This window comes from Streptomyces sp. GL_148 (genome assembly GCF_057834205.1).
Map to the genome: position 1 here is coordinate 3562080 of NZ_CM174396.1, position 25285 is coordinate 3587364.

At 73.2% G+C, this 25285-nt stretch carries 19 protein-coding genes; 4 read left to right on the forward strand and 15 right to left on the reverse strand.

Annotated features, from left to right (window positions below):
* Window positions 1-39 precede the first annotated feature (39 nt).
* The 8 genes from AC3IYI_RS16095 to rsmI all read right to left on the reverse strand — a co-directional run bounded on the left by AC3IYI_RS16095 (window position 40) and on the right by rsmI (window position 9852).
* Entirely contained in the window at window positions 40-1839 is a 1800-nt protein-coding gene (locus AC3IYI_RS16095) for an ABC-F family ATP-binding cassette domain-containing protein (RefSeq protein WP_489410819.1), read from the reverse strand.
* A 28-nt stretch (window positions 1840-1867) separates the two neighbouring features.
* Window positions 1868-3250, reverse strand: coding sequence for an acyltransferase family protein (locus AC3IYI_RS16100; RefSeq protein WP_489410820.1), 1383 nt, complete (start codon window positions 3248-3250; stop codon window positions 1868-1870).
* Between the two features lie 428 nt (window positions 3251-3678).
* A complete protein-coding gene (locus tag AC3IYI_RS16105; protein ID WP_489410821.1) occupies window positions 3679-4575 on the reverse strand; it encodes a 4-(cytidine 5'-diphospho)-2-C-methyl-D-erythritol kinase in 897 nt (298 codons plus the stop codon).
* Window positions 4572-5510: a 16S rRNA (adenine(1518)-N(6)/adenine(1519)-N(6))-dimethyltransferase RsmA gene (gene rsmA / locus AC3IYI_RS16110; protein WP_489410822.1), complete on the reverse strand. Its 939-nt coding sequence runs from the start codon at window positions 5508-5510 to the stop codon at window positions 4572-4574. Before rsmA ends, AC3IYI_RS16105 begins: the two co-directional genes overlap by 4 nt.
* Window positions 5507-6964 carry a resuscitation-promoting factor gene (locus AC3IYI_RS16115; RefSeq protein WP_489411555.1) on the reverse strand — a complete coding sequence of 486 codons (1458 nt, stop codon included), beginning with the start codon at window positions 6962-6964 and terminating at the stop codon, window positions 5507-5509. Before AC3IYI_RS16115 ends, rsmA begins: the two co-directional genes overlap by 4 nt.
* A gap of 495 nt (window positions 6965-7459) precedes the next feature.
* Window positions 7460-8338, reverse strand: a complete 879-nt coding sequence (locus tag AC3IYI_RS16120) for a TatD family hydrolase (RefSeq protein ID WP_489410823.1) — start codon at window positions 8336-8338, stop codon at window positions 7460-7462.
* Window positions 8339-8348: 10 nt separating this feature from the next.
* Entirely contained in the window at window positions 8349-8717 is a 369-nt protein-coding gene (locus AC3IYI_RS16125) for a hypothetical protein (RefSeq protein WP_489411556.1), read from the reverse strand.
* Between the two features lie 310 nt (window positions 8718-9027).
* On the reverse strand, window positions 9028-9852 hold the full coding sequence (gene rsmI / locus AC3IYI_RS16130; protein ID WP_489411557.1) for a 16S rRNA (cytidine(1402)-2'-O)-methyltransferase: 825 nt from the start codon (window positions 9850-9852) through the stop codon (window positions 9028-9030).
* A gap of 196 nt (window positions 9853-10048) precedes the next feature.
* On the opposite strand from rsmI, the gene AC3IYI_RS16135 reads away from it, so the two are divergent.
* Complete coding sequence (locus AC3IYI_RS16135; RefSeq protein ID WP_489410824.1) at window positions 10049-11830, forward strand: dolichyl-phosphate-mannose--protein mannosyltransferase; 1782 nt, start codon at window positions 10049-10051, stop codon at window positions 11828-11830.
* Window positions 11831-11978: 148 nt separating this feature from the next.
* Window positions 11979-13625, forward strand: a complete 1647-nt coding sequence (locus AC3IYI_RS16140; protein WP_489410825.1) for a penicillin-binding transpeptidase domain-containing protein — start codon at window positions 11979-11981, stop codon at window positions 13623-13625.
* A 78-nt stretch (window positions 13626-13703) separates the two neighbouring features.
* Here AC3IYI_RS16140 and AC3IYI_RS16145 read toward each other — a convergent pair whose 3' ends face one another.
* Genes AC3IYI_RS16145 through AC3IYI_RS16165 form a run of 5 tightly spaced genes read right to left on the reverse strand, consistent with a single transcriptional unit; the run spans window position 13704 to window position 18018 of the window.
* Complete coding sequence (locus tag AC3IYI_RS16145) at window positions 13704-14180, reverse strand: YbaK/EbsC family protein (protein WP_489410826.1); 477 nt, start codon at window positions 14178-14180, stop codon at window positions 13704-13706.
* A 54-nt stretch (window positions 14181-14234) separates the two neighbouring features.
* A complete protein-coding gene (locus tag AC3IYI_RS16150) occupies window positions 14235-15401 on the reverse strand; it encodes a serine hydrolase domain-containing protein (protein WP_489410827.1) in 1167 nt (388 codons plus the stop codon).
* A 28-nt stretch (window positions 15402-15429) separates the two neighbouring features.
* On the reverse strand, window positions 15430-16212 hold the full coding sequence (locus AC3IYI_RS16155) for an energy-coupling factor ABC transporter ATP-binding protein (RefSeq protein WP_489410828.1): 783 nt from the start codon (window positions 16210-16212) through the stop codon (window positions 15430-15432).
* The gene (cbiQ, locus tag AC3IYI_RS16160; RefSeq protein ID WP_489410829.1) at window positions 16200-16961 is read right to left on the reverse strand and encodes a cobalt ECF transporter T component CbiQ; all 762 of its coding nucleotides are present in this window, start codon (window positions 16959-16961) and stop codon (window positions 16200-16202) included. Before cbiQ ends, AC3IYI_RS16155 begins: the two co-directional genes overlap by 13 nt.
* Window position 16962: 1 nt before the next feature.
* Complete coding sequence (locus tag AC3IYI_RS16165; protein ID WP_489410830.1) at window positions 16963-18018, reverse strand: energy-coupling factor ABC transporter permease; 1056 nt, start codon at window positions 18016-18018, stop codon at window positions 16963-16965.
* A gap of 183 nt (window positions 18019-18201) precedes the next feature.
* Here AC3IYI_RS16165 and AC3IYI_RS16170 point away from each other — a divergent pair, with 183 nt between their 5' ends.
* The gene (locus AC3IYI_RS16170) at window positions 18202-18654 is read left to right on the forward strand and encodes an SsgA family sporulation/cell division regulator (protein WP_489410831.1); all 453 of its coding nucleotides are present in this window, start codon (window positions 18202-18204) and stop codon (window positions 18652-18654) included.
* A 123-nt stretch (window positions 18655-18777) separates the two neighbouring features.
* Here AC3IYI_RS16170 and AC3IYI_RS16175 read toward each other — a convergent pair whose 3' ends face one another.
* Together AC3IYI_RS16175 and AC3IYI_RS16180 are read right to left on the reverse strand one after the other, a co-directional pair.
* A complete protein-coding gene (locus AC3IYI_RS16175) occupies window positions 18778-20985 on the reverse strand; it encodes an MMPL family transporter (RefSeq protein WP_489410832.1) in 2208 nt (735 codons plus the stop codon).
* Between the two features lie 143 nt (window positions 20986-21128).
* Window positions 21129-21719, reverse strand: coding sequence for a TetR/AcrR family transcriptional regulator (locus AC3IYI_RS16180; protein WP_489410833.1), 591 nt, complete (start codon window positions 21717-21719; stop codon window positions 21129-21131).
* A 209-nt stretch (window positions 21720-21928) separates the two neighbouring features.
* Here AC3IYI_RS16180 and AC3IYI_RS16185 point away from each other — a divergent pair, with 209 nt between their 5' ends.
* Window positions 21929-25225, forward strand: coding sequence for a S41 family peptidase (locus tag AC3IYI_RS16185; RefSeq protein ID WP_489410834.1), 3297 nt, complete (start codon window positions 21929-21931; stop codon window positions 25223-25225).
* Window positions 25226-25285: the final 60 nt, after the last annotated feature.

Genomic DNA, 25285 nt, shown 5'->3' on the forward strand with positions numbered 1-25285 from the left:
GCCAGTTGGGCCGCGCGGGCCCCGAAGGCGCGGCGTGCCCTACGCCTCCTCGGCGAGCTCCAGCCAGCGCATCTCCAACTCGTCCCGGCCCGAGATGAGTTCCCGCAGCTCGGCGTCGAGCTTGGCGACCTTGTCGAAGTCGGTGGAGTTCTCGGCGATCTGCGCGTGCAGACTGCTCTCGCGGTCCGTCATCTTGTTGAGCTGCCGCTCGATCTTCTGCAGCTCCTTCTTCGCGGCGCGCGCGTCCCCGGAGGCCGAGGACTTTCCGGCGGCGGCCGGAGCGGGCGCCGGAGCGGCCGCGTCGATCATCTTCCGGCGGCGCTCCAGGTACTCGTCGAGGCCGCGCGGCAGCATCCGCAGGCTCGCGTCGCCCAGCAGCGCCATGACCGTGTCGGTGGTGCGCTCGATGAAGAACCGGTCGTGCGAGATCACGATCATCGACCCGGGCCAGCCGTCGAGGAGGTCCTCCAGCTGGGTCAGGGTCTCGATGTCGAGGTCGTTGGTGGGCTCGTCGAGGAACAGGACGTTGGGCTCGTCCATCAGCAGGCGCAGGATCTGCAGCCGGCGCCGCTCACCACCGGAGAGGTCGCCGACCGGCGTCCACTGCTTCTCCTTGGTGAAGCCGAACTGCTCGCACAGCTGCCCCGCCGTCATCTCGCGGCCCTGGCCGAGGTCGACCCGGTCGCGGACCCGCTGGACGGCCTCCAGGACGCGCAGGGACGGGTCGAGCTCGCCGACCTCCTGGGAGAGGTAGGCCAGCTTGACGGTCTTGCCGACGGTCACGGTGCCGGCGGCCGGCTGGACCTCGCCCTGGGTGCGGGCGGCCTCGCCGAGGGCGCGCAGCAGGGAGGTCTTGCCGGCGCCGTTGACGCCGACGAGACCGACGCGGTCGCCGGGGCCCAGGTGCCAGGTGAGGTGCTTGAGGAGGGTCTTGGGGCCGGCCTGGACGGTCACGTCCTCCAGGTCGAAGACCGTCTTGCCGAGGCGGGCGTTGGCGAACTTCATCAGCGCGGACTTGTCGCGCGGCGGCGGCACGTCGGCGATCAGCTCGTTGGCGGCCTCGATGCGGTAGCGCGGCTTGGAGGTCCGGGCCGGGGCGCCGCGGCGCAGCCAGGCGAGCTCCTTGCGCATCAGGTTCTGCCGCTTGGACTCCTCCGTGGCGGCGATGCGGTCGCGCTCCGCGCGGGCGAAGACGTAGTCGCTGTAGCCGCCCTCGTACTCGTGGACGTCACCGCGCTGCACGTCCCACATGCGGGTGCAGACCTGGTCGAGGAACCACCGGTCGTGGGTGACGCAGACGAGCGCGGAGCGGCGCTCCTGGAGGTGCTTGGCCAGCCAGGAGATGCCCTCGACGTCGAGGTGGTTGGTGGGCTCGTCGAGTACGAGGAGGTCCTGGTCGGCGATGAGCAGCTGGGCGAGCGCGATGCGGCGCCGCTCGCCACCGGAGAGCGGGCCGATGACCGTGTCGAGGCCCTGCCCGAAGCCGGGCAGGTCGAGCCCGCCGAAGAGGCCGGTCAGCACGTCGCGGATCTTGGAGTTGCCGGCCCACTCGTGGTCGGCCATGTCCCCGATGATCTCGTGGCGGACGGTGGCCTTGGGGTCGAGGGAGTCGTGCTGGGTGAGCACGCCCATCTGCAGACCGCTGTTCTGGGTGACCCGGCCGGTGTCGGGTTCCTCCAGCTTGGCGAGCATGCGGATGAGGGTGGTCTTGCCGTCGCCGTTGCGGCCTACGACACCGATCCGGTCCCCCTCGGATACGCCGAGGGAGATGCCGTCGAGCAGGGTACGTGTGCCGTACACCTTGCTGACTGCCTCGACATTGACCAGGTTGACGGCCATCAGGAGCGCTCCAGGGAAGGGGTGTGGATCAGCCCCTCAGCCTAACCCTCCGCGAAGTGCCGGACCGTTCCACCAGCAGCCAGCCGCCCAGCGCCATGCCGATCGCGGCGGGCGCGGTGACCGGGAGGGCGATCAGGGTGGCGCTGTGGCCCTCCAGGAGCCCGCCGAGGCCGGTCGTGGAGAGCCCGAGGACGCCGAGGAGGCAGAGCGCGGTGCCGAGGGCGGCGCGGGGGCCGGAACCGGGCTCGGAGCCGGGCTCGGAGCCGGGCCCGGAGCCGGGCTCGGAGCCGGGGCGCGCGTTGCTCGCGACGGGCGGCGCCTCGAAGCGCCGGAAGACCGCGACGAGTACGCCCGTCAGCGCGGCGGCGGCGAGGAACCGGACCGGGACCTGGGCCCACCAGGCCGCCCCGGCGGGCTCGGGCAGGGCGATGCCGAGCCCGAGCTGGGCGGCGTACACGGCCAGCATCGCGGTGAGGTGCCAGAGGAAGGCCGTCATGGCGACCCCGTTGGCGGCGACCACGCCGCGCCAGACCCGGGGCCGGGCCAGCCAGGCGGCGGCGGGGCCCCTGAGCAGCTCCACGGCGCCCACGAGCCAGATCCCGTGCGCGAGCAGGGCGAGGGTGGGCGGGGCCATGTTGGAGACCTTCTCCCCGGGCATCCCGACCATGGACAGCGGGTACGGCCCGTACGCCACCAGCAGGACGGCCCCGGCGAGCCCGGCGGCGGCGAGGGCGCCGGGACGGCGGAGCTGCCCACGGCCAGGGCCGGTGGCGCGCAGGAAGCCGAGCTGGTGGACGGCGAGCCACACGAAGGCGAAGTTCAGGAACTCGGCGTACGGGACTCCGCCCGCGAAGCGCAGCAGATCGACGGCGGCGGCGGCCGCTGCCAGCGCCCCGAAGGCGGCCCAGCCGTAGCGCTCGTGCAGTTTCAGCAGGGGCGGGGTGAGCGCCACCATCGCGAGGTAGATCCCGATGAACCACAGCGGCTGCGTGACCAGCCGGAACGCGGCCCCCGAGAGCCGGCCGCCGCCCCCGCCGAGGAGCTGCGCGCCGAGGGCGAGCGCGGTCCAGACGGCGACGAACACGAGGGTGGGCCGCAGCAGCCGCCGGAGCCGGGCCCGCAGGAAGGCGGCGTAGACGGGGCCGTCGGTGCGCCGCGCGAGGGACCGGTAGGACAGGGCGTGCGAGAACCCGCCGACGAAGAAGAACACCGGCATCACCTGCAGCGCCCAGGTGAGCACCTGGAGCGGCGGCACGACGGCGAGCAGGTTCCCTATGCCGTCGCCGCTGACGGCGGCCATCAGCCAGTGCCCGGCGATGACGGTCCCGAGCGAGGCGACCCGGAGCAGGTCGACGTAGCGGTCCCGCGTGGCGGGGGTGACGGCGGCGATGTCGCTTGCGCTGGCTCCCATGGTGCCTACGCTCCCGCGCGGGCCGCCGCGGCAACAGGGCGCGGATACTCAGTCCGCCCTAGGTACCCGGGGCTCCGCCCCGAGCCCCCTGTCGTGTGCCGCTGCGCGGGGCGAAGTCCCCTACCCGCCCTTCGCCCGTTCCCCGGGCTGCGCCCGGACCCCTCCTGGGGCTCCGCCCCAGACCCCGCTCCTCAAACGCCGGAGGGGCTGGGTGCATCCAGCCCCTCCGGCGTTTGAGGAGCGGGGGTGCGGGGGCTGGCCCCCGGAGCGGCGCCGCACCCGGCAGCGGGTCCGGGGCGGAGCCCCGGGGAACGGGGGAAGGGCGGGTAGGGGACTCGGCACCGCTCAGCGGCACACCCGGAGCCACCGGCCCGCACGGGCAGGGCCGACAGCGGCCACCGCAAGCCCCGCCGGGCGGCCCGGGGCCGTCAGAGGAGGGTCGCGCCCGGGGCCGGGCTCGTGGCCAGGTGGGTGCTGCGGCAGGTGCCGGAGGCTTCCAGGGCGGCCGCGACCTTGGCCGCCGACTCCGCGTCGCGGACCAGGAAGGCCGTCGTGGGGCCGGAGCCGGAAACCAGCGCGGCCAGGGCCCCGGCCTCCGTGCCCGCCGCGAGGGTGTCGGCCAGCGACGGCCGCAGCGAAAGGGCCGCGGGCTGGAGCCCGTTGGCCAGGGTGGCGGCCAGCTCGTCCGGGTCACCCGAGGCCAGGGCCGCGAGGAGGGCCGGGGAGGCCTGCGGAGCGGGCACCTGCGTACCGGCGGTGAGCCGGTCGAACTCGCGGAACACCGCCGGGGTGGAGAGCCCGCCGTCGGCCACCGCGAACACCCAGTGGAAGGTTCCGGCGGCCACCGGGGTCAGGATCTCCCCGCGCCCGGTGCCCAGCGCCGCCCCGCCGACCAGGCTGAACGGCACGTCGCTGCCCAGCTCCGCGCAGAGGGCGAGGAGCTCCGGGGCCGGGGTCTTCAGACCCCACAGCGCGTCGCAGGCGAGCAGGGCGGCCGCCCCGTCGGCGCTGCCGCCGGCCATGCCGCCCGCCACCGGGATCCGCTTCTCGATGTGGAGGTGGACGTCGGGGCTCAGCCCGGCCCGCTCCGCCAGGATCTCCGCGGCCCGGGCCGCCAGGTTGGTGCGGTCGAGCGGCACCTTGCCGGCGTCCGGGCCGGCGCAGGTCACCGTCAGCTCGTCGGCGGTGGTCGCGGTGACCTCGTCGTAGAGGGAGACGGCCAGGAAGACGTTCGCGAGGTCGTGGAAGCCGTCCGGCCGGGCCGCGCCCACCGCCAGCTGGACGTTGACCTTCGCGGGGACCCGTACGGTGACCGTCCCGCTCACAGCGCGGGCCTCTCCGCAGGGGGCTTGTGTTCGGCGATCGCCGCGAACTCCTCGACGGTGAGGGATTCGCCGCGGGCCTGCGGGGAGACACCGGCGGCGACCAGCGCCGCCTCGGCGCCCGCCGCGGATCCGGCCCAGCCGGACAGCGCCGCGCGCAGCGTCTTGCGGCGCTGGGCGAAGGCCGCGTCGACGACCGCGAAGACCTCGGCCTTGGTCGCGGTGGTCTTGACCGGCTCGGCCCGGCGGACCAGGGAGACGAGTCCGGAGTCGACGTTCGGCGCGGGCCAGAAGACCTTGCGGCCGATGGCACCGGCCCGCTTGACGTCCGCGTACCAGTTGGCCTTGACGGAGGGGACCCCGTACACCTTGTTGCCGGGCTCGGCGGCCAGCCGGTCGGCGACCTCGGCCTGCACCATGACCAGGGTCCGCTCGATGCTCGGGAAGCGGTCGAGCATGGTGAGCAGGACCGGCACGGCCACGTTGTAGGGGAGGTTCGCGACGAGCGCGGTCGGCGGCGGCCCGGGCAGCTCCTTGACCAGCATCGCGTCGGAGTGGACCAGCGCGAAGCGGTCCTTTCGCTCCGGCATCCGCGCCTCGATGGTGGCGGGCAGCGCGGCGGCCAGGATGTCGTCGATCTCCACGGCGACGACCCGGTCCGCGGCCTCCAGCAGTGCGAGCGTCAGCGAGCCCAGGCCGGGCCCGACCTCGACGACGACGTCGTCCGGCCGGACCGCGGCGGTGCGCACGATGCGGCGCACCGTGTTGGCGTCGATGACGAAGTTCTGGCCCTTCTGCTTCGTCGGCCGTACGCCGAGTACGGCGGCCAGCTCCCGGATGTCGGCCGCGCCGAGGAGGGCGGAGGTCTCGGGCGGGGAGGTCTCGGACGGGGAAGTCTCCGGCGCGGAGGTTTCGGGCTGCTGCTCTGCGGTGCTCACCGATAAAGGGTACGGCCGCAGTGTGGCCACGGACTCGCCCCCCGCTGTACGTAGAGCTTCTTCGCCCGGTACGTCTGTTCCTGGCCCGGAGCGTCCTGCGGGCGGCCGCTGCCGCCGAGGGCCTGCCAGGTCTGTACGTCGAACTGGTAGAGCCCCCCGTAGGTCCCCGAGGGGTCCGTGGCGCCGGGCTGGCCGCCCGACTCGCAGCGGGCCAGCGCGCCCCAGTCGAGTCCGTCCGCGCCCTGGACGGAGGTCGGCAGCGGCTTGGTGCCGACCTTGACGAGCTGGCTGACGGGCTCGCGGACGGTCTCCTCGGCGAGCCTGCGGGGCTTTTGCCGGACCCCGTTGACGGTGCGCAGGCTGTACGTGACCCTGCGCGCCCCGGGCCGCCCCGAGCGCTCGACGACTTCGGTGCCGGCGAAGAGGGCGGGGTCCTTGACCCTCTCGGTGGCGTACGGGATGCGTTCCTCGCGGATCTCGCGGGTGCCGGTGATGCGGAGCACGGTGACGGTCTGGCCGTCGCGCGGGAAGGAGCCGGCGGGCACGGAGGTGGTGTCCTGGCCGTGGAGGGTGATCCCGGCTTCGTCGAGGGCCTCCTGGACGGTGGCGGCGTTGGTGCGGATCGTCCGCTCGCGGCCGTCGGCCATGAAGGTGATGCTGCGTTCGGTGCGGACGGCGAGGGTCAGGCCGGTCCGGGGGACGGGGGCGGTGCGGGGTGCGGAGAGGTAGGCGCCTTCGGCGCGGATGCCGAACTGGCGCAGTGCGCCGTCCACGGTGCGGGCGGTGGTCCACACCTCGCGCCGCTGTCCGTCGAGGGTCAGGCTCAGCGGGCGGCCGTAGCGCAGGACGATCTCGTCCCCGTCGTCGAGGACCTCCGCCCCGGCCGGGGCGACGAGGTCGTGGGGGCCGACGCCGAGCCCTTCGGCGGCGAGCAGCTCGTCCACGTCGTCGGCGAAGGTGTGCAGGGTCCGCGGTACTCCGTCGACGGTGAGGCGTACGGCCTTGTCGGCGGCGACGAAGGCGGTGGTGCCGCCCGCCAGGAACGCGACGACCAGCGCCTGCGGCACGATGCGCCGCCAGGTGTCGCGCGGGGCGGGGACGGCGCTCCTGCGCCGCCTCGGACCGGGGCCGGGGCCGGGGCCGACGCCGGGGCCGGGGCCGGGGCCGACGCCGGGGCCGGGGCCGGGGCCGGGGCCGGCCGGTGCGGGCACCGTGCCGAGTCCGCCCCCTCCCCTGCGCCGCCCGGTCCCCGCGGGGGCCGCTCCGGCCGCGGCGGCGTCGGTGTCCGAGGACGCCACCGGCACGCTGCGACGCCGTCGGCCGCCGCCCCTGGGCGCCGGCACCCCGGGCTCCGGGCGCGCGCCCGGGGAGGCCGGGTAGGGGTCCGCGTCCACGCCCTGACCCCGGTACGGGTCCGGGTCCGCAGCCGGGCCCCGGTGCAGGTCCGTGTCCATGCCCGGGCCCCGGCCCCGGTTCGTGTCCGCACCCTGGCCCCGGTACGGGTCCGTGTCCGGGCTCCGGTACGGGTCCAGGCCCGGGCTCCGGTACGGGTCGAGGTTCAGGTCGAGGTCCAGGTCCAGGTCGGGATCCACGCCCTGGCCCCGGTACGGGCCCCCGTACGGCTCCACGCCCGGCTCCGGGGCCGGATCCACGCCCGGATCCACGCCCGGGTCCGGGTACGGGTCCAGGCCCACGCCCGGGCCCCGGTACGGGTCCAGGTCCGGGCCGGGGCCCGGTTCCGTGGTCGGGTCCGGGGCCTCGGCCCAGGGGTCGCGGCCACCGGCCGGCCAGGCCACATCGCTCATCGCGCTCGCTCCACTGGTCCGTCCGGCTGCTTCGGGCACGGCACCCTAGCGGAGCGGTCATCACGCTACAAAGCCGGATGGCTACGGAACGTGGCGAACGGGTGAGCCGGATCGACGACGGCCCGGCCGGCCGCCCGTGGGCCCTCAGTAGGCGAAGGCGCGAGCCGTATTGGCCGCCAGTGCCGTCGCCATGGCGTCCTCGTCGATGCCGCGGACCGCGGCCATCGCCCGTACGGTCAGCGGAATGAGGTACGGCGCGTTGGGCCGTCCGCGGTACGGGGCCGGGGTGAGGTACGGGGCGTCCGTCTCCACGAGCACCAGCTCCAGCGGGGCCACCGCGAGGGCTTCGCGCAGCGGCGCCGCGTTCTTGAAGGTGACGGTCCCGGCGAAGGACATGTAGTAGCCGGCGGCGGCGCACTCCCGGGCCATCTCCGCGTCGCCGGAGTAGCAGTGGAAGACGGTCCGCTCGGGGGCGCCCTCCTCGCGCAGGACGCGCAGCACGTCGGCGTGCGCCTCGCGGTCGTGGATGACCAGCGCCTTGCCTTGCCGCTTGGCGATCTCGATGTGCGCGCGGAAGGAACGCTCCTGCGCGGCCATGCCCTCCGGGCCGGTCCGGAAGTAGTCGAGTCCGGTCTCGCCGACCGCCTTCACGTGCGCGAGCGCCGCCAGGGCTTCGATCTCGGCGAGCGCGTCGTCGAGCGCGGCCTCGCCGCCGCCCGTCCGGGCGCCCTGCCGCGACCAGCCGTCGGGGTCCCCGTGCACGATCCGGGGGGCTTCGTTGGGGTGCAGGGCCACGGCCGCGTGGACGTTGTCGTACGCGGCGGCGGTCTCGGCGGCCCAGCGGGAGCCCTTCACGTCGCAGCCCACCTGGACGACGGTGGTCACCCCGACGGAGGCGGCCTTGGCCAGGCCCTCCTCGACGGTGCCGGACTGCATGTCCAGGTGGGTGTGGGAGTCGGCGACCGCCACCCGGAGCGGTTCGGGCAGCGGGGGCGGCGCGTCGTTCGACGTACTACGGCTCATGCGGCCGATCTTATGACCGGCGGAAGAACCCCAGCAGCCGGGCCATCAGGCCGGGGGGGTCCACATGGACCGGCCCGGGGGCGTCGTGGTCGGCCTTGCGGGGCTTCGGCGCCCTCTCGGTGTACCCGGCGGGCACCGGGCCGGCGATCCCGGGGGCCGCGCGGTGGTGGTAGAGCTGGTCGAGCATGCCGATGACCGACTTGACCTGGCCCTCCCGCATGATCCGCACCACGTGGCCGCCGCAGTTGTGGCAGGTCGGGTTGGACAGGGGTGAGGGGACCCGCTCGCCGTCCGCCGTGTAGACGATGAACGGCAGGCCCCTGCCGTCGGTGTGGTGCTCGATCTCGTACCCCTGCTCCCAGCCGTAGCCGCACTTCATGCAGGCGAAGGAGTACGCCTCGTGCACGGTCGGCACGGCCTCGGGAGCGGGGCCCGTCACGGGGACGGCCGGGCCGGGCGGTGCGGCGACGGTCGAAGCGATGGGTCCGGCGGATTGGGGGCGGGGTCGGGGTTCGGCGATCTCACTCATGCCAGCTCCTCTTGTTCCACTGCTGCCATTGCCAGTGGACGCCTCTTCGGGCGGGAGCGCATCAGGCCCTGTCTAGTGTTGGACGGTCCTTGGGCGAGTCATGCCCAAAGCGCCCGGTGCGCGGTCTGAGCTTTGCTTTTCAGGTTAGCCCTTTACCGTCTCACGGCGACTTTTGTGCCGCGTTCTTTGCCGCGACGACCGCGTCGAACACCTCGCGCTTGGGTACCCCGGCCTCGGCCGCGACCGCCGCGATGGCCTCCTTGCGCCGCTCCCCCGCCTCCTCGCGCACCCGTACCCGGTTCACCAGCTCCTCGGGGTCCACGTCGCCGGGGGCCGCGGCCGGGGCGCCCTCGACGACCACGGTGATCTCCCCGCGCACGCCTTCGGCGGCCCAGGCGGCCAGCTCGCCGAGCCCGCCGCGCTTGACCTCCTCGTAGGTTTTGGTCAGCTCGCGGCAGACGGCGGCGCGCCGGTCGGCGCCGAAGACCTCGGCCATCGCGGCCAGGGTGTCGTCGAGCCGGTGCGGGGCCTCGAAGTAGACGAGGGTGCGGCGCTCGGCGGCGAGCTCGCGGAGCTTGCCGAGGCGCTCGCCGGCCTTGCGCGGCAGGAAGCCCTCGAAGCAGAAGCGGTCGACCGGCAGCCCGGAGAGGGCCAGCGCGGTGAGGACGGCGGAGGGCCCGGGGACGGCCGTGACCTTGATGTCCTTCTCCACGGCGGCGGCGACAAGCCGGTAGCCGGGGTCGGAGACCGAGGGCATGCCGGCGTCCGTCACCAGCAGGACGCGCTTGCCGGCCTCCAGGGCCTCGACCAGCTCGGGGGTCCGCGCGGACTCGTTGCCCTCGAAGTACGACAGGACCCGCCCGGTGGTGTGCACGCCGAGCCCCTGCGTCAGCCTGCGCAGCCGCCGGGTGTCCTCGGCGGCGATCACGTCGGCCCGCTCCAGCTCGGAGGCGAGCCGCGGCGGGGCGTCGGCGAGGTCGCCGATGGGCGTCCCGGCGAGGACGAGGACGCCCGCCCCGTTCCCATCGGAATATGACGCCGTGGAGGGGGCCGGGGCGGGGGCTTCGGCGGAGCGGGGCTGGTCAGTGGTCACCGCCCCATCCTCTCAGCCGCCCCAACCGCCGCGCCCCACACTCCCGTCCCCCTGGGTCCGGCACAGGGTCGTTCCCTACCATGTGCCGGTGACCAGTACCGCGACGCCGCCGCCCAGCCCTGCGGGGGCCCCGCCCGCCACCGAGGACGGGCCCGGCCCGGACCCCGCCGACCAGCCGTCCGCCTGGCTGCGCCGTCTGCGCGGCTTCGGCTACGTTCCGCCCGCCGGGGCGAAGCGGCAGTCGGACGTGCGCACCCGCCTGGTGCCCCCGTACGCACGGCCCTCCGCCCAGCTGTGGGCGCAGCTGGGGATCGGGCCGGCCGCGGCGGAGCGCTGGGAGCGGGTGCTGGCGTGGGCCGGTCCGCTGCTGGTGGCGCTGGTCGCCGGGGTGCTGCGGTTCGCCCATCTGGGCAGCCCGAAGGCGGTGATATTCGACGAGACGTACTACGCCAAGGACGCCTGGGCCACGGTCAAGCAGGGCTACGAGGCGAGCTGGCCCAAGGACATCGACAAGTCGATCCTGGCCAATCCCGACGGGGTCTCCCTCCCGCTGGACCCGGGCTACGTCGTGCACCCGCCGGTCGGCAAATGGGTGATCGGCCTGGGCGAGTGGATGTTCGGCTTCGACCCGTTCGGCTGGCGGTTCATGACCGCGCTGCTCGGCACCCTGTCCGTGCTGATGCTGTGCCGCATCGGGCGGCGGCTGTTCCGCTCCACCTTCCTGGGCTGTCTGGCCGGTCTCCTGCTGGCGGTGGACGGCCTGCACCTGGTGATGAGCCGCACCGCGCTGCTCGACCTGGTGCTGATGTTCTTCGTGCTGGGCGCCTTCGGTTCGCTGGTGATCGACCGGGACAAGGTGCGGGCCCGGCTCGCGGCGGCGCTACCGGTGGACGAGGAGGGGCGGACCCGCCCGGACGCCCGGATCGCGGAGACGCTGAAGCTGGGCTGGCGCCCGTACCGGATCCTGGCCGGGGTCAGCCTGGGCCTCGCCTTCGGCACGAAGTGGAACGGCCTGATCGTGCTGGCCTTCTTCGGCGTGATGATGGTCATGTGGGACGTGGCCGCGCGCCGCACGGCGGGCGCGGGCACCCCGCACGCGGCGATGATGCGCCACGACAACTGGCCCGGCTTCCTCTCCCTCGTCCCCGTGGCGATCTCCGTCTACGTGGCCTCGTGGCTCGGCTGGATCCTCTCCCCCGACAACGGCAAGGGCGGCTACTTCCGCGACTGGGCCGCCAAGAACGACCAGCACAGCTCGTTGTCCTTCCTGCCGGAGTGGCTGCGGAGCCTGTGGCACTACGAGACCGAGGTCTACAAGTTCCACGTGGGCCTGACCTCGGGCCATACCTACGAGTCGAACCCGTGGAGCTGGCTGGTCCTGGGCCGTCCCGTCTCCTACTTCTACGAGTCCCCCGCGCCCGGCACCGACGGCTGCCCGGCGACGGAGACCGCCAAGTGCGCGCGCGAGGTGCTGGCGCTCGGCACGCCTCTGCTGTGGTGGGCGGGCTGCTTCGCGCTGCTGTACGTGCTGTGGCGGTGGTTCTTCCGCCGCGACTGGCGGGCGGGCGCAATCGCGTGCGCGCTGGGCGCGGGCCTGCTGCCCTGGTTCAACTACCAGGAGCGGACCATCTTCTTCTTCTACGCGGTGGTCTTCGTCCCGTACCTCTGCCTGGCGGTGGCCATGATGATCGGCGCCCTGCTGGGCCCGGCCGGCTCCTCGGAACGCCGCCGCGCCCTGGGGGCGGTGGCGGCGGGCGTGCTGGTGCTCCTGATCGTGTGGAACTTCATCTATTTCTGGCCCATCTACACCGGCCAGACCATCCCGATGGATTCCTGGCAGAACCGCATGTGGCTGGACACCTGGGTGTAGGTCGGACGGGGGCGGGTGTGAACCCGGTCGCCAAGACAACCAAACCCCTGAACCGTTTGTCTGTTCGACGTAAGGTCTACTCCATGACCTCCTTGAACGCGTTCAACGTTCAAGGCCGGGGGCGGGACACACGGGAACGGGGAGAGGGATGAACGGGGCTGCAAAGGGTGCCATCGTCGGCGGGGCGTTCCTCGCGATGATGGGCGGGGCCGCATACGGGGTGTACGCGCTGGTGGGGGACGCCGGCGACAGTGACGGCCAGAGCACGAGCGCGACCGGACCGGCGGTGCCCGCCAAGGGCAGCGGGCCGGTCAGCGACAAGGACGCCGCGGCGACCGCCAAGGCGTTCTTCGCGGCGTGGGCGGCCGGGGACTCCCGGGCGGGGGCCGACCTGACGAACAATCCGGCGGAGGCGCAGGGCGCCCTCGGTGATTTCACGGCCAAGGCCTACGTGTCCAAGGTCGCGATCACCCCCGGCACCCAGACCGGGACCACCGTGGCGTACTCCGTCGCGGCGGAGGTCACCTACGAGGGGGTCACCAAGCCCCTCGCCTACGCGTCCAAGCTGACCGTGGTCCGCGGCAACACCACCGGGCTGCCGCTCGTGGACTGGGAGCCCTCGGTGCTCCACCCGGAGCTGCAGAAGGGCGAGAAGCTGCGCGGCGGCGCCCCGGCCAACCCGCCGGTCAAGGCCGTCGACCGCAAGGGCAGGGAGCTGACGGCCGAGAAGTACCCGTCACTGCGCCCGGTGCTCGACAGCCTGCGCGCGACATACGGGGAGCGGCAGGGCGGCAAGGTCGGCGCCGAGCTGTGGATCGAGCCGGCCGCCCAGGAGGCACCCCGGCGGACCCTGCTGACGCTGGTCGAGGGGAAGGCGGGGGAGATCCAGACCGTCCTGGACGCGGACGTCCAGGCGGCGGCCGAGAAGGCGGTCCTGAAGTTCCCGCAGGCCTCGGTGGTCGCCGTCCAGCCGAGCACCGGGAACGTCCTGGCCGTCGCCGACCACCGCGGGGACGGCTTCCCCGCGTCCCTCAGCGGAGCCCGCGCACCCGGCTCCACGATGAAGATCGTGACCGGCGCGATGCTGCTCGACCGGGGTCTGGTGGCGGCGGACAAGGTCGCCGAATGCCCGGCGGAGGTGACGTGGGAGGGCAAGACCTTCACGAACCTGAAGGGTTTCAAGCTCGACGGGAAGACCTTCGCGACGAGCTTCGCCCAGTCCTGCAACACCGCCTTCATCAAGCAGATCAAGCCGGTCGACGACGACGACGCGCTCCCGAAGGAGGCCCGTGAGGTCTTCGGCATCGGCGAGGGCGTCGAGTGGAAGGTCGGCGTGCCCACCGTCGACGGCAAGGTCCCGGCCGCGACCGGTCCCGCGGCGGCCGCCGCGTACATCGGCCAGGGCCAGATCCAGATGAACCCGCTGACGATGGCTTCGATCACGGCGACCGCCCGGACCGGGGTGTTCCGCCAGCCGGTCGTCGTGAAGGCTTCGCTGGACGGCCGCACGCTCGCCAGGGCCACCCGGAAGATGAAGCCCTCGGTGGCGGCGCAGCTGGTGCGGATGATGAAGCTGACGGCCACCTCGGGCACCGCCCAGAACGCGATGTCCGCGGTCCACGGCTCCGACAAGGGCGCGAAGACCGGCTCGGCGGAGGTCGACGGGGCGCAGAACCCGGACAGCTGGTTCACCGGCTTCAGCGGCGACGTGGCGGCCGCGGCGATGGTCGAGGGCGGCGGCCACGGCGGCGACGCGGCGGGCCCGATCGTGGCGGCCGTCCTGAACGCGGGCTGACCGAAGGCGGGCGGGCCGGCGCGGGCCGACCGAACGCGGGCCGAACGGGCGCGGGCTGACCGGGGGAATCCGCCCCGGTCAGCCCTCTCGTACGTCGGCCAGCGCGGCCCCCGCGTGCCGGATCAGCTCGCGCGGGTCCATCGGGAACACCGTGTGCGGGGTCCCCGCGGCCGCCCAGACCACCTCGTGGGCCAGCAGGGAGCGGTCCGCGAGGACCCGGGTGCGCGTGCGGTGCCCGAAGGGCGGCACCCCTCCGATGGCGTAGCCCGTGGTCTCCCGGACCAGGGCCGCGTCCGCCCGGGTCACGGCGCCCGCGCCGAGCTCGCGGCGCACCGCCTCCACGTCCACCCGGGACGCCCCGTCCATGAGCACCAGGACGGGAACCCCGTCGGCTGCAAAGATCAGCGACTTCACGATCTGGCTGAGCTCGCAGCCGATCGCGGCGGCCGCGTCGGCGGCGGTCCGGGTCCCGTCGGGGAAGCTCCGTACGTCCGGCTCCAGGCCCAGTGCGGCGAGGGCTTCGGCGAAGAGGGGGTGCGCGGTGGTGGTCGTCATGGAGGCACGCTAACGCTCCCGGCCCGGCCTTCGCGACGCCCTTTCGCGGCCCGGCTACAGCGCCGAGCGGACCGCCCGGACCAGGGCCTGGGCGCGCGGGTCGGCGGTGACCGACTTGGCGTGGGCGTTGGTGACGTAGCCGAAGCCGATGCCCGCCTCCGGGTCCGCGAAGGCCAGCGAGCCGCCGCGGCCGGGGTGCCCGAAGGAGGCCGGGGACAGCAGCGGGGAGGCCGGGCCGTGCAGCATGTAGCCGGGGCCGAAGCGGGTGTTGACCACCAGCACGCGGTCGGGGCCCGAGGAGAACTCCTTGCCGGCCAGCGCGGTGGTGGCCGGGGTGAAGATCCGCGCGCCGTCCTCCACCACGCCGATGGTGGCCGCGTAGAAGCGGGCCAGGGCGCGGGCCGTGCCGATGCCCGCGGAGGCCGGCAGCTCGGCCGCCCGGTAGGCGGGGTCGTTCTCGTCCGGCAGCGGGAAGATGGCCGCGAAGGCGCGGCGGGTGAGGGAGTCCGGATCGGCGTAGGCCGCGGAAACGTTTCGCTTCGGCCGGGTCCTGAGCGTGCCCGCGCTCTCCGGCGGATCGACCGGCGCCACCCGGCCCACCCGGTGCTCCTCGGACTCCGGCAGGCCGATCCAGAAGTCCAGGCCCAGCGGCTCCGCGATCTCCTCGGCGAGGATGCCCCCCAGCGAACGGCCGGTCGCCCGCAGCACCAGCTCGGAGAGCAGCCAGCTGAAGGTCTGCGCGTGGTAGCCGTGCTCGGTGCCGGGCTCCCAGAAGGCCTGCTGGGCGGCGACCGCGCGCGCTCCGGAGACCCCGTCCGCGGCCTCGGCCACCGTCAGCCCGCGGTCCAGGGCCGGGACTCCCGCGCGGTGCGCGAGCAGGTCGCGCACCCTGGTCCGCTCCTTGCCGCCCGCCTTGAACTCCGGCCAGTACGAGCTCACCGGCGCGTCCAGGTCCAGCAGTCCGCGCTGCTGGAGCAGCAGCGGTACGGCCGCGGCCACGCCCTTGGTCGCGGAGCGGACGATCTGCACGGTGTCCTCGGCCCAGGGCTCCGTACCCTCGCCGCCGTCGGCGTCCTTGGTGCCGGCCCAGAGGTCCACGACCTTGCGCCCGTCGCGGTACACGGCCACCGCCGCGCCCCGGTCCCCGAGCACCTGGAAGTTGCGCACGAACGCGTCCCTGACGGGCTCGAAGCCCTCCGCCACCACACCCTTGATGTCCACGGGGTGTGCAACAACCTCCGACCGGTGCTTATGCCACCGATACCGAGCGCGGGTCGAAGCCGAAGGGCAGCTCCAGCCGGTGCGCCCGCATCAGCGCCTCGTCGCACAGCACGTCCTGGGTCCTGCCGTCCGCGACGATGGTCCCCTCGCTGAGGATCACCGCGCGCGGGCAGAGCTCCAGCGCGTAGGGCAGGTCGTGCGTCACCATCAGCACGGTGACGTCCAGCGAGCGCAGGATGTCCGCGAGCTCGCGGCGCGAGGCCGGGTCCAGGTTGGAGGACGGCTCGTCCAGTACGAGGATCTCGGGCCGCATGGCCAGTACGGTCGCCACCGCGACCCGGCGGCGCTGCCCGAAGGAGAGGTGGTGCGGGGGCCGGTCCGCGAAGGCGGCCATCCCGACCTGCTCCAGAGCCTCGCGCACCCGCTCCTCCAGCTCGGCGCCGCGCATTCCGGCGGCGGCCGGGCCGAAGGCCACGTCCTCCCGGACGGTGGGCATGAACAGCTGGTCGTCGGGGTCCTGGAAGACGATGCCGACCCGGCGGCGGATCTCGGCGAGGTTGCGCTTCTCCACGGGCAGCCCGGCCACGTTCACGGAGCCGACGCCGCCGGTCAGGATGCCGTTGAGGTGCAGCACCAGGGTGGTCTTGCCGGCGCCGTTGGGACCGAGCAGCGCCACCCGCTCCCCGCGCCCGACGGCGAGGTCGACCCCGAAGAGGGCCTGGTGGCCGTCGGGGTAGGCGTAGGCGAGGCCGGAGACTTCCAGCGAGGGCGGAATCGGGGCCGAAGCCGGGGCTGCGTTCACAAGGACCATCCCATCAGACAGACGGCGAGCGCCGTCACCGGGAGTGCGGCTGCGTACGCCCACTGCGTGCGGGTGGCCGTCACCTCGTCGATCACCGGCATCGAGCCGGCGTAGCCGCGACTGACCATCGCGAGGTAGACCCGCTCGCCGCGCTCGTAGGAGCGGATGAACAGGGCTCCGGCGGTCTTCGCGAGGACCCCCCAGTGCCGGATCCCGCGCGCCTCGAAGCCGCGGGAGCGCCGGGCGATGGACATCCTGCGCAGCTCGTCGCTGATGACGTCCCCGTACCGGATCATGAAGGAGGCGATCTGGACGAGCAGCGGGGGCAGCTTGAGCCGCTGCAGGCCCAGCAGCAGGGCCCGCAGCTCGGTGGTGGAGGCCAGGAGCACGGACGCGGCCACGCCGAGGGTGCCCTTGGCCAGGACGTTCCAGGCGCCCCAGAGGCCGGAGACGCTGAGCGACATGCCGAGAACCTCCACCCGCTCGCCCTGGGCCACGAAGGGCATCAGGACGGCGAAGGCGACGAAGGGCACCTCGATCAGGAGCCGGCGCAGCAGGAAGCCGGCCGGGATCCGGGCCACGGCCGCGGCCGCCGCGATGAGGACGGCGTACAGGCCGAAGGCCCACACCGCCTCGCGCGGTGTGGACGCGACGACGATCACGAAGCCGAAGGTCGCGGCGAGCTTGCAGTGCGGCGGCAGGTGGTGGACCGGGGAGTCCCCGGCCCGGTAGAGCTTGTGTGCGTGGCCCGCGCCCATGTCAGGCGGCCGGTACGGCCGTGGAGGCGGCCGTCAGGTCGGCGCCGCGGCGGCGGCGGACGGTCCAGAACACGCCGGTGCCGACGAGGACGGTCGCGCCGACGCCGATGACTCCGGCGAGGCCGCCGGAGAGGCGGGCGTCGGAGACGTCCTTGACGCCGTAGTCGGCGAGCGGGGAGTCGGCGGCCGCGTGCTCGGTGACCTTCTGGTCGATGCCGTTGTCCGCGGCGACCTTCTCCAGTCCGTCGGGGCTGGCGGAGGCGTAGAAGGAGACGATGCCGGCCAGGGCCAGCGCAGCGACCAGGCCGGTGATCCACACGGGCTTCGTGGAGCGGGCCGCGACCGGCACGGCGACCGGGGCGGCGGGGGCGTCGACCAGCTCGCCGCCGACGCGCAGCTTCAGCGGGGCGGACAGGCCGCGGGCGCCGTGGACGAGGTCGGGGCGGACGGCGATCACGGCGCCGACGGTGGCGGCGGTGATGACGGCCTCGCCGATGCCGATGAGGACGTGGACTCCGACCATGGCGCCGAACACCTTGCCCAGCGGGACGTCGGTGGTGCCGCCGACGGCGTAGAGGAGGGTGAAGAAGGCGGCCGCGGCGGGCACCGAGAGCAGGGCTCCGGCGAAGGCGGCGACGGTGACCGAGCCGCGGCCGGCGGGCAGCAGCTTGACCGCCCCGCGGAAGACGGCGTAGGCGACGACCACGGTGACGACGCCCATGGTGACGATGTTGACGCCGAGGGCGGTCAGGCCGCCGTCGGCGAACAGGAGGCCCTGCATGAGCAGGACCACGGACACGCACAGCACACCTGTGTAGGGCCCGACGAGGATCGCGGCGAGCGCGCCTCCCAGCAGGTGGCCGCTGGTTCCGGCGGCCACGGGGAAGTTGAGCATCTGCACGGCGAAGATGAAGGCGGCGACGAGGCCGGCGAGCGGCGCGGTGCGCTCGTCGAGCTCCCGGCGGGCGCCGCGGAGGCTGACCGCCACGGCTCCGGCTGCGGCGACGCCTGCGGCGATGGAGACGGGGGCATCGATGAAGCCGTCGGGCACATGCATGGTTTTGCTCCGCTTCCTGCGGTCCGTTGACCTGCAAAAGTCTTTAACCGTTTAAGAATAGGGCCTTCTTGCGAATGGTTGGCAAGAGCGGTGTGAACAGAAGTAGCTCCGTGCGGATTCATGGGAATGTGCGAGGCTGGGGGCAATACGGACGCAAATGTTCCGATTCGAGGAGTCTTGTCGATGTCAGCCGCCGCCGAGAATCCATCCGCAGGTGCCACCGCCACCCGGGCCGCGACCGCCACGGCCCCCCTCCGCGAGGCCCCCTTCCCCGAGGCCCCCTTCGTCGAAGAACGTGTGCGCGCCCGAGTGATCACCGACGACCCGCTCTACCGGGCCATCCCGGTCGTCCTGCGCTTCGTCCCCGCCGAGCCGCTGGCCGTACGGATCGTCTTCCCCGCCGACCTCTCCCCCGAGGGCACCGACAACGAGTGGGTCTTCCCCCGCGCCCTCCTGGAGGCCGGCCTCCAGGCCCCGACCGGGACCGGCGACGTACGCGTCTGGCCCTGCGGGCGCGTCCAGGCCGTCGTCGAGTTCCACTCCCCGGAGGGTGTCGCGGTGGTCCAGTTCGACATCGCCGCGCTGCGCCGCTTCCTGCGCCGTACGTACGCGCCCGCGCCCGCGGCCACCCGTTAGGCCCAGCCGGGCCCGCCCGATCCGGGCGGCCCGGTCACGCGGAACGGCCCCGCACCTCTCGGTGCGGGGCCGTTCTGCGTACGTACTGCGTGCCTGCTACTGGCGACCGAAAGGTCAGAAAGGTCAGACGTTGGCCAGCTCGCGGTCCTTGTCGGGACCGGAGCCCCCGTCGGACTCCCCGAGGTGCTTGCGCAGGCTCTCGCCCTCCACGTCCACGTTCGGCAGGATCCGGTCGAGCCACTTCGGCAGCCACCAGGCCTTGTGGCCGAGCAGCGCGAGGACGGCCGGGACGATGGTCATGCGGACGACGAAGGCGTCGAAGAAGACGGCGATGGCCAGGCCGAAGCCGATCATCTTCACCATCTGGTCGCTGGCGCCCATGAAGCCGGAGAACACCGCGATCATGATGACCGCCGCGGCCACGACCACCCGGGCGCTGTACTGGAACCCGGTGACGACGGCCTGGCCCGGCCGCTCCCCGTGGACGTACGCCTCACGCATGCGGGTGACCAGGAAGACCTCGTAGTCCATGGCCAGGCCGAAGACCACGCCGACCATGAAGATCGGCATCATCGACATGATCGGGCCGGTCTGCTCCACCCCGAAGAGCGAGCCGAGCCAGCCCCACTGGAAGACCGCCACGACGGCGCCGAGGGCGGCGACCACCGAGAGCAGGAAGCCGAGGGCCGCCTTGAGCGGGACCAGGATCGAGCGGAAGACGAGCATCAGCAGCAGGAAGGCGAGGCCGACGACGAGTGCCAGGTAGGGCAGCAGCGCGTCGTTCATCTTCTGCGAGAAGTCGATGTTCATCGCGGTCGCGCCGGTGACGAACACCTTGCCGCTGTCGCTGCCCTCGCGGATCTCGTGGACCAGGTCCTCGGTCTGCACGGAGGACGGGCGGTCCTTCGGGATGACCGAGATGACGGCGGCGTCCTTGGCCTCGTTCTGGGTGGCCGGCATGACCGCTGCCACGCCGTCCAGGCCCTTGATCCGCTCGACCGTCTGGTCGGCGAGCGCCTTGTCCCCGTCCACGACGACCATCAGCGGGCCGTTGAAGCCGGGGCCGAAGCCCTCGGAGAGCATGTCGTACGCCTGGCGCTGGGTGGTGGAGACCGGCTGGGCGCCGTCGTCCGGCAGGCCCATCTCCAGCTTGCTCGCCGGGATCGCGATGATGCCGAGGCCGATCACGCCCGCGAGCAGCACCATGACGGGGCGGCGCAGGATGAAGCGGGCCCAGCGGGTACCGCCGTTGGGCTTGGGCTCGGCGCCTTCGGCGACCGGCTTGGCCTTGCCGAGGAAGCGGGACTTCGTACCGGCGGGCAGCACCTTCTTGCCGGCGAACCCGAGCAGGGCCGGGACCAGGGTCAGGGCGACGAGGACGGCGAGGACCACGGTGCCGGCGGCGGCGAAGCCCATCTTGCTGAGCATCGGGATGTTGACGACGGCCAGGCCCACGAGGGCGATGACCACGGTCAGACCGGCGAACACCACGGCGGAACCGGCGGTTCCGACGGCCCGTCCGGCGGCCTCGTCGCGCTCGCGGCCCTCGGCGAGCTCCGCGCGGTAGCGGGAGACGATGAAGAGGGCGTAGTCGATGCCGACCGCGAGGCCGATCATCATCGCGAGGGTGGAGGTGGTGGAGCCGAGGTCCAGCACGTTGGCCAGCGCGGTGATGGACGAGATGCCGATGCCCACGCCGATCAGCGCGGTCAGCAGCGGCAGCCCCGCGGCGATGAGCGAGCCGAAGGTGATGACGAGGACGATCGCGGCGATCGCGATGCCGATGATCTCGCCGGAGCCCGTCTCGGGGGCGGCCTGCAGGGCGTCGCCGCCGATCTGGACGTTCAGGCCGTCGGCCTTGGCCGCCGTGGCGGACTCGTTAAGGGCCTCGCGCGTGGCGTCCGTCAGCTCCATGCCGCTGACCTTGTACTTGACGCTCACATAGGCGGTGGAGCCGTCCTGGCTGACGGCCTTGGCCTCGTACGGGCTGGTGACCGAGGAGATCTGGTCCTTGCCCGGACCGTCCTTCAGCTCGCTGACGATCTTCTCGACCTGGGGCTTGACGGCCTCGGAGTCGACCTTCTCGCCGGCCGGGGCCTTGATCACGATGCGGGCGGTGGCGCCGTCGGCGGCCATCCCCGGGAAGCGCTGGTCCAGCAGGTCGAAGGCCTTCTGGGCCTCCGTACCGGGTATGGAGAAGGAGCCTGAGGTGGGCGCGGACGCGGTTGCCGCGCCGAAGCCGGCGACGAACAGCAGCGCCACCCAGACGAGGGCGACGAATCGGCGGCGCCGGAAGGCGCCTCTGCCGAGGCGGTAAAGGAAGGTGGCCACGTCGGTGGTTCTCCCGTTCGGGTCGTGGGATGGATCAGGGCATGGAATGCCGTTCCGACGACGAGAGCGGCGTGTCAGGAGAGGCAGGAATCGAGCGCGGGGACAGCGCGGGCGGCGGCTGCCGGGTGAGCAGCCGGGCGGGATCAGACGCCGAGGGCGGGGAAGACCACGGCGTCGATGAAGTCACCGAGGAAGGTCCGGTCGACGGACCGGTCCTCGATGAGCGGAAGGGCGATGAACGCCCCGATCAGCATGTGCGGCACGAAGGCCACGGCCGGACAGTCCGGGGCGATCTCGCCCCGGTCCACCGCTCTTTGCAGCATCTGCTGCAGACCGTTGATCTCCGGATCGACCAGCAGGTCCCGCAGCGCCTTGTGGAGCTCGGGGCTCTCGTGCACCGCGTGGGTCAGGCCCCGCATCAGCGCGGTGTCCTTCGCCATCTGGGCGTCGTCGGAGTTCTCGATCATGACCCCGAAGTCCCCGCGGATGCTGCCCGTGTCGATCTCCCGCAGGGAGACCGGCTGGGTGCAGCGCAGGGCCTTCGCGACCAACTCGGGCTTGCTCCCCCACTGGCGGTAGAGGGTGGCCTTGCTGGACTTCGTACGGGCGGCGACCGCGTCCATGGTCAGCGCCTCGTAGCCGACCTCACGCAGGAGGTCGAGGACCGCTCCGTGGAGTTCGGCTTCCCGTTCGGGGGTGATCCGGCTTCGACGCGACATGACCTCTTCGACCATCTCGGCACCTCTTCCCGACCTTGCCCAACCGAACGAAACCGTTTCGTACGGATCGACCATACCCCGCAGTCAAGCGAAACGAAACCGTTCCGTTTCGCTTGGGGAGTGGTGTCGGTCACGCCCGGCCCGTCGGCCGCCACCCCCGCGGAAAGCCCCATGGATCACCTGTACGAGTTGCCAGCCCCCCTCCGCGCGGAAAGCATTGGGGGGTGAGTCACGACGCGGCGTACCTCCGGTTCCCCCATCTCCACGACGATCTGCTGTGCTTCGCCACCGAGGACGACCTCTGGGTGGCGCCCCTGGTTCCTCCCGGAGAGCCTGCCGACCGGGCCTGGCGGATCACCGTCGACCGGACCCGGGTGGGCCACCCCCGGTTCTCCCCCGACGGCAAGCACATCGCCTTCACCACCTGGCGCAGCCTCGACCCCGAGATCCACCTCGCCCCCGTCGCGGGCGGCCCGGCGCGCCGCCTCAGCTACTGGGGCTCCACCGACACCCGGGTCTGCGGCTGGACCCCGCCCGACAAGGACGGCCGCAGCGACATCCTGGCCGTCTCCTCGCACGGCCAGCCCTTCTCCTACTTCGCCTGGGCGTACACCCTCCCCACCGACGGCAGCCCCGGCGGCCGGCTCCCCTGGGGACCCGTCTCCGACATCGCCGTCCACGAGGAGGCCTCCGCCGGGGACGAGCCGGGCGAGCGGCGCACCCTGCTGCTGACCGGCAAGCCCCCGCACGAGCCCGCCGCGTGGAAGCGCTACCGCGGCGGCGCCACCGGCCGGCTGTGGCTGCACGGCGAGCGGCTGCTGGAGGGCATCGAGGGCCACCTGGACTCGCCGATGTTCGTGGGCGGCCGGATCGCCTTCCTCTCCGACCACGAGGGCATCGGCAACCTCTACTCCTGCCTGCCCGACGGCACGGACCTGCGCCGGCACACCGACCACGAGGAGTTCTACGCCCGGCACGCCTCCAGCGACGGCTCCCGGATCGTCTACCAGTGCGCCGGCGACCTGTGGATCGTCGAGTCGCTCGCCCCGGGCGCCTCCCCGCGCAAGCTGGAGGTCCGCCTCGGCGGCCCCCGCGCGGGCCGCCGTACCTACCAGGTCCCGGCCGCCAGCCACGTCGACTCCCTCTCCGTCGACGCCACCGGACGGGCCAGCGCCGTCGTCGTGCGCGGCAGCCTGTACTGGCTCACGCACCGCGACGGGCCCGCCCGCACCATCGCCGACACCCCGGGCGTACGGGTCCGGCTGCCCGAGATGCTCGGCAGCGGCGGGCAGGTGGCGTACGTGACCGACGCGGAGGGCGAGGACGCGATCGAGATCGCCTACCTCCCCCGCGCCTCGGGCGACCGCGAGCCGCGCCGGCTCGCCTCGGGCGCGCTGGGCCGCGTACTGGAGCTGCTCTCCGATCCGGACGGGGAACGGCTCGCGATCGCCTCCAACGACGGGCGGCTGCTCCTCATCGACGCTACCGAGGGGTCCAACGGGGAGGCGAGCGAGCTGATCCGGTCCGAGAACGGGCCCGTCACCGACCTCGCCTTCTCCCCCGACGGCGACTGGCTGACCTGGTCGCACCCGGGCATCGGCCGCTCGCTGCGCCAGATCAAGATGGCCCGGATCTCCGGGCCCGGCGCGCACACGATCGTGGACGTCACCAACGGCCGCTTCGAGGACGAGAACCCGGTCTTCACCCGGGACGGCCGCTACCTCGCCTTCCTGTCCTGGCGCGGCTTCGACCCCGTCTACGACGTCCACACCGGCGACCTGTCCTTCCCGCTGGGCTGCCGCCCGTACCTGGTGCCGCTGTCCTCGGCCACCCCCTCCCCCTTCGCCTTCTCCCCCGACGGGCGCCCGGCGGCGGGCGGACTCGACCCGGTCGAGGGGGAATCGGAGTCCGGCGACGGAGCGGTCACCGTGGAGGTGGAGGGCCTGGAGAGCCGGGTGACGCCCTTCCCGGTGTCGGCCTCCAAGTACTCGGCCCTGTACCCGGTGCACGGCGGCGGGCTGGTGTGGCTGCGCTGGCCGATCTCGGGCGCGCTCGGCGAGACCTTCGCCAATCCGGCCGACGTCAGCGGCAAGCCGACGCTGGAGTACTTCGACCTCACCAAGGCCCGCAAGACGGAGTTGGCCTCCGGGCTGGACTGGTTCGCGGTCAGCGGCGACGGCACCCGGCTCGTGGTCAACGAGGACGGCGACCTGCGCGCGGTCCCGGCGACCGAGTCGGGCGACAGCGACTCCACCGTCTACCTGGACCTGCGGCGCATCCTGCACGAGGTGGACCCGGCGGCCGAGTGGCGCCAGGCCTTCGAGGAGGCCGGGCGGCTGATCCGCGCCTACTTCTGGGAGCCGGAGATGTGCGGCATCGACTGGGACGGGGTACTGCGCCAGTACCGGTCCCTGGTCGAACGGGTCGCCTCCCCCGACGAGTTCGCCGACCTGATGCGCGAGGTCCTCGGCGAGCTCGGCACCTCGCACGCGTACGTGTCCCCGGCCCGCCGCAACGAGGGACCCCCGCACTACCAGCGGGCCATCGGGCTGCTCGGCGCCAACCTCTTCCCCCGCGACGGCGCCTGGGTCGTCGGCCGGATCCTGCCCGGCGAGTCCTCCGACTCCAAGGCCCGCTCCCCGCTCGCGGGCACCGGCATCCGCGAGGGCGCGGTCCTCACCCACGTGGACGGCCGGCCGGTGGACCCGGTCGCCGGGCCGTACCCGCTGCTGTCGGCGGCCGGCGGCACCACCGTGGAGCTCACCTTCGAGCCCGCCGAGGGACAGGGCCGCGCACGCCGGGTGGCGATCGTCCCGCTGGTCGATGATCGCCCGCTGCGCTACCAGGACTGGGTGGCCAAACGCCGCGAGGTGGTCAGGGAGGTCAGCGGCGGCCGGTGCGGCTACCTGCACATCCCCGACATGGGCGGCTCGGGCTGGGCGCAGTTCAACCGCGACCTGCGCGCCGAGATGGCCAAGCCGGCCCTGCTCGTGGACGTACGCGGCAACGCCGGCGGGCACATCAGCGAGCTGGTGGTGGAGAAGCTGACCCGCTCGATCCTCGGCTGGGACCTGACCCGGGGCGCGCAGCCCGTCTCCTACGCCTCCAACGCGCCCCGGGGCCCGATCGTGGCCCTGGCCGACGAGGCGACCTCCTCCGACGGGGACATGATCACGGCCGCCTTCAAGCTGCTGGGGCTCGGCCCCGTCGTCGGGCAGCGCACCTGGGGCGGGGTGGTCGGCATGACCGGCCGGCACACCCTCGGCGACGGCACGGTGATCACGGTGCCGATGAACGCGGCCTGGTTCCCCGAGTACGGCTGGTCCGTGGAGAACCAGGGCGTGGAGCCCGACCTGCCGATCCTGCGCACCCCGCTCGACTGGGCGGAGGGGCGGCACGCGCAGCTCGACGACGCCGTGCACCTGGCACTGGAGCTGCTGGAACAGGACCCGGCCGCGGTGCCGCCCGGCTATACGGACGTACCGGACCGGCGCCGGCCGAAGCTGCCGCCGCGGGAGTGACTGCGTCGGGGTGACTGGGCGGGGCGGGCGACCGTAGGGCATGCGAAAAGGGGCGCGACC

Excerpts from the sequence above, each read along its gene's own strand:
- AC3IYI_RS16155 (WP_489410828.1), bottom strand. The coding sequence starts at position 16,212 with ATGGTCCTTGTGAACGCAGCCCCGGCTTCGGCCCCGATTCCGCCCTCG.
- AC3IYI_RS16140 (WP_489410825.1), top strand. The coding sequence starts at position 11,979 with ATGAACGGGGCTGCAAAGGGTGCCATCGTCGGCGGGGCGTTCCTCGCG.
- AC3IYI_RS16125 (WP_489411556.1), bottom strand. The coding sequence starts at position 8,717 with ATGAAGTGCGGCTACGGCTGGGAGCAGGGGTACGAGATCGAGCACCAC.
- AC3IYI_RS16165 (WP_489410830.1), bottom strand. The coding sequence starts at position 18,018 with ATGCATGTGCCCGACGGCTTCATCGATGCCCCCGTCTCCATCGCCGCA.
- AC3IYI_RS16120 (WP_489410823.1), bottom strand. The coding sequence starts at position 8,338 with ATGAGCCGTAGTACGTCGAACGACGCGCCGCCCCCGCTGCCCGAACCG.
- AC3IYI_RS16100 (WP_489410820.1), bottom strand. The coding sequence starts at position 3,250 with ATGGGAGCCAGCGCAAGCGACATCGCCGCCGTCACCCCCGCCACGCGG.
- AC3IYI_RS16170 (WP_489410831.1), top strand. The coding sequence starts at position 18,202 with ATGTCAGCCGCCGCCGAGAATCCATCCGCAGGTGCCACCGCCACCCGG.
- AC3IYI_RS16115 (WP_489411555.1), bottom strand. The coding sequence starts at position 6,964 with ATGGACACGGACCTGCACCGGGGCCCGGCTGCGGACCCGGACCCGTAC.
- AC3IYI_RS16095 (WP_489410819.1), bottom strand. The coding sequence starts at position 1,839 with ATGGCCGTCAACCTGGTCAATGTCGAGGCAGTCAGCAAGGTGTACGGC.
- cbiQ (WP_489410829.1), bottom strand. The coding sequence starts at position 16,961 with ATGGGCGCGGGCCACGCACACAAGCTCTACCGGGCCGGGGACTCCCCG.
- AC3IYI_RS16180 (WP_489410833.1), bottom strand. The coding sequence starts at position 21,719 with ATGGTCGAAGAGGTCATGTCGCGTCGAAGCCGGATCACCCCCGAACGG.
- AC3IYI_RS16145 (WP_489410826.1), bottom strand. The coding sequence starts at position 14,180 with ATGACGACCACCACCGCGCACCCCCTCTTCGCCGAAGCCCTCGCCGCA.